Origin of the sequence: Acinetobacter lwoffii (genome assembly GCF_024129735.1) — a bacterium.
Taxonomy (GTDB): domain Bacteria; phylum Pseudomonadota; class Gammaproteobacteria; order Pseudomonadales; family Moraxellaceae; genus Acinetobacter; species Acinetobacter lwoffii_H.
Genome location: NZ_JAMXXK010000003.1, coordinates 39,736 through 53,863, shown reverse-complemented (window position 1 = coordinate 53,863; position 14,128 = coordinate 39,736). Strand labels below are relative to the sequence as shown.

10 protein-coding genes are annotated in these 14,128 nt (G+C 44.7%); 4 read left to right on the top strand and 6 right to left on the bottom strand.

The window, feature by feature from the left end; translation table 11 throughout:
* Positions 1 to 59: 59 nt before the first annotated feature.
* From recD to NI469_RS01755, 4 genes are all read left to right on the top strand, one after another.
* The gene (gene recD, locus NI469_RS01770; RefSeq protein ID WP_004278578.1) at positions 60 to 1,841 is read left to right on the top strand and encodes an exodeoxyribonuclease V subunit alpha; all 1,782 of its coding nucleotides are present in this window, start codon (positions 60 to 62) and stop codon (positions 1,839 to 1,841) included.
* An 894-nt stretch (positions 1,842 to 2,735) separates the two neighbouring features.
* Positions 2,736 to 3,005: a 30S ribosomal protein S15 gene (gene rpsO, locus NI469_RS01765; protein ID WP_004278577.1), complete on the top strand. Its 270-nt coding sequence runs from the start codon at positions 2,736 to 2,738 to the stop codon at positions 3,003 to 3,005.
* Between the two features lie 260 nt (positions 3,006 to 3,265).
* On the top strand, positions 3,266 to 5,353 hold the full coding sequence (gene pnp, locus NI469_RS01760; protein ID WP_171058372.1) for a polyribonucleotide nucleotidyltransferase: 2,088 nt from the start codon (positions 3,266 to 3,268) through the stop codon (positions 5,351 to 5,353).
* A 273-nt stretch (positions 5,354 to 5,626) separates the two neighbouring features.
* Positions 5,627 to 6,862, top strand: coding sequence for a magnesium transporter CorA family protein (locus tag NI469_RS01755; RefSeq protein ID WP_253174289.1), 1,236 nt, complete (start codon positions 5,627 to 5,629; stop codon positions 6,860 to 6,862).
* A gap of 113 nt (positions 6,863 to 6,975) precedes the next feature.
* On the opposite strand, the gene NI469_RS01750 is transcribed toward NI469_RS01755, so the two are convergent.
* The 6 genes from NI469_RS01750 to NI469_RS01725 form a co-directional block, all read right to left on the bottom strand.
* The gene (locus NI469_RS01750) at positions 6,976 to 7,233 is read right to left on the bottom strand and encodes an HP1242/YdcH family protein (protein ID WP_004278574.1); all 258 of its coding nucleotides are present in this window, start codon (positions 7,231 to 7,233) and stop codon (positions 6,976 to 6,978) included.
* An 89-nt stretch (positions 7,234 to 7,322) separates the two neighbouring features.
* On the bottom strand, positions 7,323 to 7,652 hold the full coding sequence (locus NI469_RS01745; protein WP_253174287.1) for a chaperone modulator CbpM: 330 nt from the start codon (positions 7,650 to 7,652) through the stop codon (positions 7,323 to 7,325).
* A 485-nt stretch (positions 7,653 to 8,137) separates the two neighbouring features.
* Positions 8,138 to 8,599: a DUF2147 domain-containing protein gene (locus NI469_RS01740; protein ID WP_253174286.1), complete on the bottom strand. Its 462-nt coding sequence runs from the start codon at positions 8,597 to 8,599 to the stop codon at positions 8,138 to 8,140.
* Between the two features lie 321 nt (positions 8,600 to 8,920).
* Positions 8,921 to 9,796: an Hsp33 family molecular chaperone HslO gene (gene hslO / locus NI469_RS01735; RefSeq protein ID WP_004278571.1), complete on the bottom strand. Its 876-nt coding sequence runs from the start codon at positions 9,794 to 9,796 to the stop codon at positions 8,921 to 8,923.
* Positions 9,797 to 9,846: 50 nt separating this feature from the next.
* Positions 9,847 to 11,700: a cation:proton antiporter domain-containing protein gene (locus NI469_RS01730; protein ID WP_253174285.1), complete on the bottom strand. Its 1,854-nt coding sequence runs from the start codon at positions 11,698 to 11,700 to the stop codon at positions 9,847 to 9,849.
* Positions 11,701 to 11,775: 75 nt separating this feature from the next.
* Positions 11,776 to 13,998 carry a primosomal protein N' gene (locus NI469_RS01725; RefSeq protein ID WP_253174284.1) on the bottom strand — a complete coding sequence of 741 codons (2,223 nt, stop codon included), beginning with the start codon at positions 13,996 to 13,998 and terminating at the stop codon, positions 11,776 to 11,778.
* Positions 13,999 to 14,128: the final 130 nt, after the last annotated feature.

The window sequence follows — 14,128 nt, the reverse complement described above, 5'->3', positions numbered from 1 at the left end:
ATAAAATATATAGAGATTAAACAGAAAATTATCCTGTGGATAACTTTGAGGATAACTGTGTGGAAAATGAGCAGAATCACGTGTCGCAGCAAGACTCCAATTTAATGGCCTGGATTGACTATCTGTGTCAGCCGCCGTTTAGTACGGCTACATTTGATCCGGCAGCAAAAATCTTGATCGAGCAATTGCTTGAGGCGATGCAGGCGGGAGATAGCTGTATCGAAGTTGATCCTCAGCAGGTTGCCTTATTGCATAATCTGGTTCTAGACCGCCGTCAGCAGGGTGCAGGAATTGCACCATTTATTTTTGTAGATCAGCATTTATATCTGTACCGCTATTGGCAACTGGAACAGGCAGTAGCCTCACATATTGCTCGGATTAAAGCCCAACCGGTTGCCGCTATTGATTTATCCGAACGTGATCGCAATTTATTGTCAGATCCACAGCAAAAATTGGCACTGGAAATGGTTGCGCGGCAGGCGCTGAATATTATTAGCGGCGGTCCGGGTACCGGTAAAACCTATACCTTGGCGCATATGATTGCGGTCCTGCATGAAGCCTTGCCAAATATCCGGATTGCCATGGCAGCACCTACCGGAAAGGCCGCACAGCGCATGAAAGAAGCACTGCAAAAAGCCTTGCACAGTGAAGCGTTACAAGAGTTTGAGCTAGAACAATTAAAACAGTTACAACCGGTCACCCTGCATCGCTTATTGGGTCTGGGCACTCGCGGACAGCCACGCTTTCATGCCAAGCAGCCTCTGCCTTATGATGTGATCGTGGTCGACGAAGCCTCGATGCTGGATTTAAACCTGTCACAGATGTTACTGGCCGCCGTACCATCTCATGCACGGCTGATTTTACTCGGTGATGCAGATCAGCTGGCCTCTGTGGATGTGGGAACGGTATTGGCAGATTTACAGCAAGTAGCGACTCTGGAAGATAACCGGGTCAATTTAATCACCACGCGGCGTTTTGCGCCTGGAGCCAGGATTGGCGCAATGGCGGAGTTTATCCAGCAGAATCATCAGCCTTCTCACGTCTTGCAGAAATTTGAGCAGCAGATTGTGGCAGCCAGTGAGTTACAGGCGATCGATTTGGATCAGGTGAAGATCGACCAGTTGCAGTTACAATACCTGCTCGCTGGTGCCGAACAGACCGCGCATAATTTGAATCAGTATTATGACCAGCTGATGTATGGTTATCAGGCTTATGTACAGGCCATAAAAACAGAACGAAACTCAGCTGATTTTGAACACTATGTGCAACAGGTGGTCAAAACTTTTGATGATTACCGTATTTTAACGGCAATCCGTTCTGGTGATCTGGGGCTGCTCAAGATCAATCTACAGATTGAACAACGTTTTTTAGCAGCCCAAGGTCAGTTGAAACAGGGCGACTGGTATGTCGGACGACCCGTCATGATGAGCTATAACGACTATCAGTTGGGCCTGTCCAATGGTGATATTGGTATCTGTTTTTTACGTGAGCAATCTGGTCAACGTCAGTTTGAAGTGTATTTCCCGAGTCTGGAAAAATGGGTATTAGCCACCCGTTTACCTAAAAGTATTGAAACCGCTTTTGCGCTGACCATTCATAAATCTCAAGGTTCAGAATTTTCCCATACGGCAGTGGTGCTGGATCAATATGCAAAAAATTTATTGAGCAAAGAGTTGATTTATACTGCAATTACTCGAGCCAAAAAAGTGGTCAGTTTATTGGTAGATTATGATGCTTTTACACAAGCACTTTGTGTTAAAACTACCCGGAAAAGTGGTTTGAGCCAAAAAATCATTGAACAATCTAGTAATTTAATTGGCAAAAATAATCAAATCTTGTAGGTAAAAGCTTACAAGGATTCAGGAAATTGACGCATAGAGCTTTTGCTCGGTTTTTGAGAAGATTGGTTCTACAAAATAACTCAACACGGAAAGTTGAGCATAATCGCATAATGATAATAATAATGTCGGTAGACAGCGAACTTACAGTGAAGTAAGTGAAAGAGGAAACTTACAGCCGCTAAGCCTTGTAGTTTTGGGAGAGACTACAAGGCTTTTTTATATCCTGATTTTTTTATAGGAAGCTTGCTGGATTTTTATCCTAATTTCTTAGCAAAAATTTTCAGCCCTAGCCAGTAAACTTAAGTAAATAGCGTTAAATAAAACGAGAGCTATGTAACATTATGCAAATTTTCACCCTGTGATGTACGAAATGGCTTACAGCAAAATGAGGCAAATACCTCTAGTTGTCTGGTGGGAATATGGCAAAATCTACCACACAAGGAAGATGATTTTTCAACAGGATGTTTGAAAATAATAATAAGCGTAAAACGCCATAATAATACAATAAATAATAATGATAAGAGAAAGAACTACAGCGCCAAAAAGCCCGAGTTTACTCGGGCTTTTTTTTATCCATTTTCTATGGGGAGTAGCTGAAGATTCAAGCGAGCTAAAGGGTTTGCGGGCTTTTCAAAGGAGTTTCTATATTTAATTTATTCTGGATTTATTTCATTAAAATAATGCAAAACCTGAATCTTTAAGGAACAAGAGTCATCGGATCTGAACTGCATCAATGAGCAACCAAAACCATGCAAAAATCTGGATCTATTTTTGCAATTTGATGCGTTTTCCCTTAAAATATGCAACTTGCTGTAGTGATGCACGGCAGTCAAGGTTTTGAATTCTCATCACTTTGATTTTTATCAAAATATACAAGCATCTCGGAGAAATCGAATGGCTTTAACTAACGCAGATCGCGCAGAGATCATGGCTAAATTCGCTCGCGCTGAAAACGACACTGGTTCACCAGAAGTTCAAGTAGCTCTTTTAACTGCTCAAATCAATGATTTACAAGGTCACTTTAAAGAGCATAAACACGACCACCATAGCCGTCGCGGTCTAATCCGTATGGTTAACCAACGTCGTAAGCTACTTGACTACCTTAACGGTAAAGACCACGGTCGTTATGTAGCATTGATCGGTGCTTTAGGTTTACGTCGTTAATTCGATTTAAACTTTATTTTCGGGTGTATTGCATGCTTTGTGCTGTATTACTGAAAACTAAAGTCGGCTTAGCTTTGCGCTGAGCCAGTGGAAGGGGCGAATGTTTCGCTCCTTCTTTGTGTTTAAAAATAGTATTTAATCTGGTGAGGTCGGCTTCTAAGCTTTGTCATTTACTCGTCCATATGGTCATGAATGCCAAACCTTAGGGGTCTCCACTAGAATAATTGTTCACAAGAACTAGGAAAAAATAAAACATGTCAATGTTTAATATTATTCGTAAAGAATTCCAATTCGGTCAGCACAACGTTATTCTGGAAACAGGTCGTGTTGCCCGTCAGGCAAACACTGTTGTGATCACCATGGGCGGCGTACAAGTACTTGTTGCTGTTGTGGCACAGCCTAAAGCAAAAGCAGGTCAAGATTTCTTCCCATTGACTGTAAACTATCAAGAAAAGCAATATGCTGCTGGTCGTATCCCGGGTGGTTATGGCAAGCGTGAAGGCCGTCAGTCTGAAGCTGAAACTTTGATTTCACGTCTGATTGACCGTCCAATTCGTCCGTTGTTCCCAGAAGGTTACTTCAACGAAATTCAAGTGACTGCAACTGTGATTTCTTCTGATAAAACCATGGATGCTGACATTGCTGCAATGTTGGGTACTTCAGCTGCATTGTCTATCGCTGGTACGCCTTTCCGTGGTCCGATTGGTGGCGCGCGCGTTGGTTTAATCAACGGTGAATACATCCTGAACCCAAACCTTGAACAACTTAAAGAGTCTGATCTTGATCTTGTTGTTGCGGGTACTGAAACTGCAGTATTGATGGTTGAATCTGAAGCGAAAGAACTTTCAGAAGACCAAATGCTGGGCGCTGTATTGTTCGGTCATGACGAAATGCAAATTGCGATCCAGGCGATCAAAGAATTTGCTGCAGCTGCAGGCGCGGTTGAGTCAACTTGGGTTGCTCCAGTTAAAAATGAAGAACTTCTTGGTAAATTGAAAGAAGCATTCGAAGCGAAAATCTCTGAAGCTTACACGATTGCAGTTAAGCAAGACCGTTATGCGGCACTTGACGCGCTTTATGCAGAAGCAGTTGCACAGTTCGTTCCTGAAAATGACGAAACTGGCATTGCAGAAGAAGTAAATGAGCTGTTCGAAGACCTTAAATACCGTACCGTTCGTGACAACATCCTGTCTGGTAAGCCACGTATCGATGGTCGTGATACCAAAACTGTTCGTGCAATCGACGTACAAGTAGGCGTATTGGATCGTGCACACGGTTCAGCATTGTTCACACGTGGTGAAACTCAGGCCTTGGTCACAACGACTTTGGGTAATACACGTGATGCGTTGATGGTTGATACCCTTGCAGGTACAAAAACTGACAACTTCATGTTGCACTACAACTTCCCTGCATACTCTGTAGGTGAAACAGGTCGTGAATCTGGTCCTAAGCGTCGTGAGATTGGTCACGGTCGTTTGGCACGTCGTGGTGTTCAAGCAGTTCTTCCTGCGGCTGATCGCTTCCCGTACGTGATCCGTATCGTTTCTGACATCACTGAATCAAACGGTTCGTCTTCAATGGCGTCTGTATGTGGTGCATCACTTTCTCTTATGGATGCTGGTGTTCCACTTAAAGCACCAGTTGCAGGTATTGCGATGGGTCTAGTGAAAGAAGGCGAGCGTTTTGCAGTTCTTTCTGACATCTTGGGTGATGAAGATCACTTGGGCGACATGGACTTTAAAGTAGCTGGTTCTGCAAACGGTATTACTGCGCTACAAATGGACATCAAGATCGAAGGTATCACTGAAGAGATCATGGAATCTGCATTGAACCAGGCTTATGCGGGTCGTATGCACATCTTGAATGAGATGAACCAAGTGATTTCACGTGCGCGTCCTGAAATTTCGATGCACGCACCGACATTCCAGGTGATCAATATCAACCCGGATAAAATCCGTGATGTGATCGGTAAAGGTGGCGCGACCATTCGTGCGATTACTGAAGAAACTAAAGCGGCGATCGATATCGAAGATAACGGTACAGTTCGCGTATTTGGTGAAACTAAAGCGGCTGCGCAAGCTGCAGTTGCCAAGATTCAGGCACTTACGGCTGAAATCGAACCAGGTACAATCTACGTAGGTAAAGTGATCCGTATCGTTGAATTCGGTGCGTTCGTGAATATCCTGCCAGGTACTGATGGTTTGCTTCACATCTCTCAAATCTCAAACGAACGCATTGCGAACGTGGCGGATGTATTGAAAGAAGGTCAGGAAGTGAAAGTACAGGTTGCGGATGTTGATAACCGTGGCCGTATCAAATTGACGATGAAAGACATCGAACAAGTTTAATCGTTAAAATATTCACATGGGAAAACTCATGTGAATAACAATAAAAAAGCCCTGAGCTTGGTCAAAATGTTTACTTTGGCTGGCTCAGGGCTTTTTTATGCCTTCAATAAGATTCTGCTACGCAAATAAAGACTGATTGGATTGCTTAAGTCTGCGGCTCGGCTCATAATTTTAAGACGGATAGATGGATAGATGGATAGACGGATAGATGGGGGAGGCCTAGCTCTATCCTGCAACAACAAAAAGCAGAATTGTGAATAGAGAATTGTCTTAATGCAGGTTTATTATTTTTACCAACATCCGACCGAACATCATATTTTTGTACAAAAAGAGCCTATTGCTCAAGCTGAACCTGAATTTATCTGGATCGACTATACCCGGGCAGATGTGGTTAATCGGGCTGAGACTTGGCAAAAAGAAATAGAACAGCAGACCCATTTATACCTAAACGAATTGCATGTAAACGATATTCTTAATTTAGAACATCCTTGTGTATTTGATAGCATGGATGACTATGAGTTGCTTATTTTTCGCAAGCTGATTACCCCGGATGATGACATCGAGAGCGGTGAGCAGGCGCTGGAACAGCATGAAAAAGTATTTGGTCTGGCGACTACTCCGATTAGTTTTATCATGACTCCTCAAGTGCTGATTACAGTACGTGAGCAAGGAAATAAAGCAATAAAAAATTATATTTCCCGTATTGAAACCCATGTGATCCGTTCCGCTCAGGAACAAAATAAGTCACGAAAACTCCCGATGACCCCGCTGGATTTATCGTTACGTTTACTGAATAGCATGGTGGATGGTTATTTGGATTTACGTGTGCCTTTAACCCGACGGGTTGAATTCTGGCAACAGGAGTTATTACAGGGGCATCGCCGCTTTACCAAATGGAACCAGTTATTGCAAGAAAGCATGTCTTTTCAACAAGTGGAAAATCTCTGTGAAGAGCAAATTGATACCTTGCAAGAACTGCGAGATGAAATTATCGATAATTATCCGCACTTGAAAGGCAAGAAGAAGTCAGAACGGCAGGATATTATGCTGGTCCGAATGAATGACCTGGTCAGCCATGTAGAGCGCATCCAAAAACACACTGTTCGTTTGCGTGCCTCGATTCAGGCGGCCATCGACCTGCATTTTTCAGCCATTGCCAATCAGACCAATGAAAATATGCGTATCTTGGCGATAATTACCGCTATTTTTGCACCGCTGACTTTATTGACCGGGATTTACGGGATGAACTTTGAATTTATTCCGGGGGCGAAATCTCCTGTCGGGTTCTGGAGTATGTTAATGATCATGTTCATTAGCACGGTATTGCTGGTGTATTATTTCTATCGCAGACATCTGGTCGGCCGAGGGGAGCGCAGTGTGATTGATCTACTGGCACAACAGCATAAGAATCAACACGTGAATCTGTTCTGGTTCCTTGACTATGAGCCGATTAAGCAATCAGTGAAAGAGACCATGAAAGAAGTTGAAAAGCTGACCAAATTAAAATAGAGCTACCTTTATCAATCGATATTTATAAAGGTTGTCCTATTTTCAAGCACACGTAGATCAGTGGGCTTCAATTTTAGATTAGCTCTGTAGAAATCAACACTCTGTTCTGCTGATCACTCCACTTGAGCTGTTCGAGTCAGTATTTTATAGATTTCATCCTTGAGTTTTAGTTTTTTACGCTTGATCGCCTCAATATCATTGTTGATATGATTGACTGGATCAAGTTCAAGCTGGCTGATTTCTTTGTCCAGCTCATTATGTTCCTCGAATAACTTGGCAAAATAGGGATTTTCCTCGCGAAGTTGCACAATCAAGTCGCGGTATTCGGGAAACATATATTTGATTTTCTTATTGCAATCTTTGGTTTTCATAGGGATTCTTATACTCTAATCATAAAATTAAATATAAATATGTTCTGATCTGCATTGGAAAATGCAGATCGACAGAACATGAAAAGGATTTACTTGAAGTGCAAATGTTTGACCTCGCGGCGTAACTCCTGCACCTCATCAATGAGGTCCAGCATCATGGCAACGGCGCTAAATGAGGCATCAAAATCGCGTTGCAGGCGATAGGCGCGTTGTGCACGCGAGATATCTTCACCGAGGAAAGTGTTGGTCGGGGTTGTGGAACGATTGGGTAAAATTCCATGTTCAATTAACTGCATGACCCATTCCGGGCTTTGTCCACACGCTTCTGCAAAGTGGATCAAGTCAAATGAACGATCGTCCATAATTTCTGAGGGGGTATAACCGTGGGAAAAACTTTCTTGGTACTGAATCGTAGTCATGGGTCTACTCCTTAAACAGCCAAGTGTGCAAAATCCGAAGAAAGGGAAGGTGCTAAAATAGAACGCTTTCCAATCCTTGGACATGCAGACTCAGAGTGATGACTCAAATGATCATGAGTGAAGAGTCTGGATGCGCTGGTAGTCGATGAATCAGTCGGTCTGACCGGATCTTTATCAGCAGCATGCGAGGCAAAGAAGGTTAAAGCTGAAGTTGTTTTTATAATTTTATGTGTTATCGACAAAGCGTATTCAATCACTTTCCTGTGTTGAATAGAGGGCGCCATATCAGGGCTGCAAAGCAGACCAAAGGGCAGAATTGAACAAGGCTGAAGATTGATCATCATAAATGGATAAAAAATAACCGTCTTCGATCCATTATTATGACTTTACTTGCCCCAAAACAGTTTTTATTTGTACCTTATTGTTTCAAATCATGACAAAGAAAAAAGCCCCCTGATATAGGAGCTTTGAAAATCTTTCTGAAATTAATATTTTACCCAGGTGACACTGCGGCCAATTACCGATACCCCGACATAGCCACGTAAGGTTAGACGTTTGCCATTGGCACTTAAGCGTGCTTTACCCTTATAAACTTTGCCACTGATCGGATCAAGCACTTTGCCATCCTGGTATTCACGTGGCTTTTTCGGATCTGCCTTAAAATCCCAAATAAACGGCAGGCCTAGAAAAGGCTTGTTCTTGAGCTGACCTGGACATTTATGACAGATGCCCATTTTTTCTGCGCCAGGCAAGCTGCGTGTTTCGACAATCACCCCTTCATAACTACCATCTGCTTTCTTGCGAATTTCCACATCCGCACGAGAATAACCAGACTGATCATCGATGGTTTTCCATTTACCCAATAACGGATCTTCATAGGCAAAGGCCAAGCTAGAAACTGCGGCTAAACTCATCCCCATTACTAGAGTATTCAATAATTTTCTCATAACATACCTGTTAAATTGATAATGTATTCATTTTAGAATTATTGCTCTAATTTATTTTAAAAGCATAATTAAATCAAGAGTATGAACTGTGCAGTTTTTCTCATAATTTTTTGAAAATGATAAATATTCAGGTTTTATTAATGTGAATAATCTTATAATTTAACAGGGATTCTCGGATTGGATTTACATGAGAGTTTGATTCAGGAAGTAGACAGGTTTTCTACTGTAGGGGAATACGCTTGGTTGAGCTCAGTCGACCAGGTGTTAAAATATAAAAAAAGCATTCCGGAGAATGCTTTTAAGCTTAAGGATTCGAACTGCTTAGCTCAGGTGCTTACCAAATAGACCCAAGGCTTCTTCAGCGGTAAAGGTATATTGGCTGTTACAGAACTGACAGTCCATCTCGATCGGATTCTGGAATTCCAGCGTTTCACGGATCGACTCTATGCCGATTTGCTGTAAAGCGACTGCACAACGCTCTTTAGAGCAGGTACAACCAAACTTCAACACTTCCGTATCTGGCAGACGCACTTCTTCTTCGTTATATAAACGGTACAGAATATCCGTGGCTTGCAAACCGACTAACTCTTCAGTTTTTAGGGTCTCTGTCAGCATGGTCAGACGTGGCCATAGGTCTTCATCTACCCGGCGTTGTTCTTCTTCACTATTACGTGGTAACAACTGAATCAGTAAACCACCTGCACGCTGATGGTCGCTCGCCAATACAATGCGCGTTGGAATTTGTGCAGATAGGTCATAATACTGCATCAGACAGCCCGCGAGATTTTCTTTATCAAGAGGTACAATCCCCTGATAACGCTCACCAAATTCTGGCTCGATATTGATGAACAGAACCGGAGAGGTTAGAGATTTCAACACGGTACTGCTGTCTTCGCCGACCAGAAAGTGCGGATCTTCTTCATAGTCAGCCAAAGCGCGAACTTCACCCAAATGGTTACATTCAGCCATAGCCCATTTAAATGTGCCTGATGCCTGAATTTGCAGGCTGATACGCCCTTTAATCTTCAATGTGCTGGCCAGCAGTGCAGTGGCACTGAGCATTTCACCTAGCAGGATCTTAACTGCAGGTGCATAGTCACGTTGCGCTAAAATGGTTTGTAAAGCTTCTTCAAGATGCACCACTTCACCACGAACAGGGCTATCTTCAATAAAAAAGCGTTGGCGTAAATCAGACATAAAATTCTCCATAACCCTGCTTTAATGGTGTCATTATTGTAAAACACAAGTTATGAGAGTTCATCTCTTAACGTATCAATTCCTGCGCCGTTTGTATCCTGTTGCTGCTGTGTAGCCTGTTTTTGCGCTTTATGGCGTTGATCCTGGGCAAACAGATGCTCCAATTCGGCTAAACTGCTACGCTGATTTTCATAATTTGGATGTTCATCCGGATCCAGATGATATTGGCTGTTGAGCAGCTTTTCATCCTGTTTACGGAAGTTTTGAATCTGTTGCTGGCTATTTTCGAGGTCAGCATTGAGCTGGTTTAGTAAGGCCTGACTGAGTTCCAAGGCGGAAAGATAAGTTTCACGCCAGATGTATTTCACACCCAAATCCTGCAATAAATGCACATGATGTCGGTCACGGGCGCGGACCCATAAACAGATTTCAGGATAATTCAGCCGCAGATGCCGCACGATCAGCATTGAGTCTTCAATATCGTCAATCGCCACAATCACCTGTTGCACTGTGGCAATGCCGGTCTGTATCAAGGCTTCCGGTTCTGTGGCATCTGCCTGATAGAAAGGAATATCGTACTGTGCCAGAAGTTCAGTGGCTGGCACATTGCTGTCCATGACACTAAAGGCGTGTTGTTGCTGCAGTAAAATCCGGGCGATGATTTGCCCGAAGCGGCCAAAGCCAATCAGCAGAATCGGTGTGCTGGTTTGAGGATTGGAACCGGTTTCGAAGGTCGCTGCCAGATGATTGTGACGATCCAGACGCGGTAAGATCTGGCTGTGCAATAACCAATAAAATCCTGGCGTCAGCAGCAAGGAAAAACTCACCATCCACAGCAATGGAGAGAGCAGATTGGCCGCAATAATCTGGTCAGATACCGCAATCACCAGTGCGAGTAAGGCAAATTCGCCGCCTTGCGCCAGACTAGCTGCTAACAAGGTACTATTGCGCCAGCTATTTTGATGATAACGTGCCAATGCCAGACTGATTGCAAACTTGACCAAGATTAAAGCAAAAGTGCCCCCCAGAATCATCCAGGGAAAATCCAGCAGATCAGGCAATTTTAGTGACATGCCCAGGCTGATAAAGGCCAGGCCCATCAACAGGCCCTGAAAAGGCCGAATAGCACTTTCTACTGCAGGCCGAAAATCTGAATCTGCCAGTAAAATGCCGGCAAATAAGGCGCCGAGAAATAGATTTAGTCCCAGGGTATTCATCAGCACCAGCAATGCCAAGGTCACCGCAATCGCCACAATCGCGTGCAATTCGTGACTGGCACTTTTAGCAATCCAACGATACAGCGGTTGCATCAGGTAACGATTACACAGAAACAGACCGCTTAACGTCGCGACGAGGGCAGCAAAGTAGGCCACGCCATGTTCAGTCGAGCGAATCCCGGCAAATAATGGAATGGCTGCAATCACCAGAATGGCCAACAGGGCATGAATTAGGAGGATCGAATAAGCTTGCTGACCATAGCTGGTGGCGAACTGTTCCTGATGATTGAGATGTTGGATCGCCAAAGTCATGGCGGACAAACTGCCGGCGAGTCCAATTACAATGCTGGCAAGTAGGCTTTGCTGAAGGAAAACCCAAGCCATGAGCGTAAAAATCAGGGCGCTGATTAGTACCTGTAAAGTAGCCATCATCCACAGGGAGGGATTAATCTGGACAATGCGTTTCGGTCTGAGTTGCAGGCCGATCCAGAACAACAATGCCATTAGGCTGACTTGCATGAAACTACGCATGACTTCGGGTGCCTGAATCAGATGCAAAAGGCTTGGACTTAAGATGATCCCTGTTAACAGATAGCCCAGCACGCTTGGCAACCTGAGCCTTTTACTCAGTGGCACCATCAACAGTGCAATGACCAGAACCAGTGTTATTTGTAACAGTATCGACATTTTCCTGCCCTAAATTTATTCTTGATCCAGACTGGGAGTCTTGTATTCCAGACCGATCCTCAGGCGCAATATCTTTTAGCTCAGTTCCTGAGGGTCGATGTCCAGCGTGAGCTTCATGCTGGAAGGTTTGTCCTGCAGCATGTTCTGCCACCAGCAGCGCACATAGTAATGCAAACGTGGACGATCCGCTGACAATAGCACCATATGCGACTGATAGCGTCCGGCCTTGCGTTCCATTGGCGCAGGAATTGGTCCCCAGATGTCCAGCGCCAGATCAGGATATTGCCTGAGGAGTGCTGCATGTTTCTGTAAGAATTCGGTATTTTGTGACTGATCCTTGGATTCACAGCGAATCAGGATGGCATAACGGTAGGGCGGCATTCTGGCCATCTGCCGTTCTTTTAAGGTCTGTTGGGCAAATACGCGATAATTTTCATTGACCAAGGTATTCAGCAAGGCATGATCAGGCCTGAGCGTTTGTAGATAGACATCACCCTTATGTTCCCCGCGTCCGGCCCGGCCTGCGACCTGTACGATCAGCTGTGCAGTCCGTTCAGTAGCACGGAAATCCACACTGAGCAGACCGGAATCAATATCCAGAATCGCCACCAGCGTGACATAGGGAAAATGGTGTCCCTTGGCCAGCATCTGGGTGCCGAGAAGAATCGCCGGTTCGCTTTTCTGAATCTTGTCATAGATTTTCTGCCAGCTGCCGACCCGACTGGTGGAATCGCGATCGACCCGAATCACCTCAAAATCCAGAAAGAGTTCATTTAGATGTTCTTCGACCTTGCCAGTGCCCATGCCCAGCGTAACCAGTTCCTGATGCTGACATTGCGGACAGTGTTCCGGCATACGGTGAATAGTGCCGCAATGATGACAATGCAGATGCTGATAAGGCTGGCGGTGTACAGTGAAGTTAGCATCGCAGTGCGGACATTGCGCCTGCCAGCCACAGCTGCCACAAAGAAGGACGGGAGCATAGCCACGGCGGTTTAAAAAGATCAGCACCTGTTCTTTTTTCTCCAGACGCTTTTTGATGTCCTGAATCAGTTGCAGGCTAATCCCATGCTGCTTCTGTGCGACTTTTAAATCCAGAATATGGATTTTGGGCATCAAGGCCGTGCCGGCACGTTGATTCAGCTCCAGCGCCTGCATCTTGCCATGTTGCACCAGTGCATAACTGTCAATACTTGGTGTGGCTGACCCTAAGATTACCGGACATTGCTGTAAATGGCCGCGGTACAGGGCGACATCTCGGGCATGATAGCGGAAGCCTTCCTGCTGTTTAAAGGACAGGTCATGTTCTTCATCCAGAATGATCAGGCCCAGATTCGGCATTGGCGTATAAATGGCGGAACGTGTACCCAGCACAATCGAGGCTTTGCCGGTTTCCGCTGACTGCCAGGCTTGTAGCCGTTTGGAGTCATTCAGACCGGAGTGCAGCAACGCAATATGGCAATGAAAACGGGACTGAAAACGGCTGATGGTTTGCGGCGTCAGGCCGATTTCCGGTACCAGCACCAGCACCTGTTTGCCCTGTTTCAGTACCTGCTCCATGATCTGCAAATACACTTCAGTTTTACCGCTGCCGGTCAGACCATCCAGTAAAAAAGCCTGATATTGATTGCGATATTTTAATACCTGTTCGACTGCATGTTTTTGTTCAGGATTGGCCGTTAGCGGCATCTGTGCCAGTTGCATCGGCTGCGGACTGAAATCTTGTGGCTCCAGCACACAGGCGCAAATCTCTTTTTTCTCCAGTGCTTTTAAGGTCGCGGTTTCAATCCCGGCCATGTTCAATACATTTTCAGTGGTCCCGACCGGATGCAGTTTTAGAATCCGGTAGGCTTCCTGCTGCTTATCTGAACGGCGTACTTTGGCCTCGGCATCAGGGTCCAGCAATTTCCAGGTACGGGCCAGCAGGTTATAAGGCTTACCCTGACGCAACAGGGTCGGCAGGGCACTGTGGACGACTTCACCGATTGGAAACTGGTAATATTGTGCTGACCATGTCAACAAACTTAAAACTTTGCTATCTATAATGGCACGTTCATCGAGCAGTTCGGTTACTGCCTTAAGCTTAAAGCGTGGGTCGAGAGGAGTATCTGCAGACAGTTTTTCAATAATCACCCCGACCAGATTCTGCCGACCAAACGACACCAGTACACGTGCGCCCATCTGTGCCTGTTCAAATTGTTTTGCACTCATCGTGTAATCAAAACAATCAAATACATGCACAGGTACAGCAACGCGTATGCGATAAAGTGGACTGGAATCGGTGTGAGAATTTTGCATATCTTGGGGTGGAGATCCTGAAGAAATTTCGTCGTGCTTAAAGTTCGATTATGTTAGAGTGAGCAGATAATTTATATCAAAGAATATGAATGATTTCGGTGGTCTGACGCAACAGCGTTGAGCAAAATTT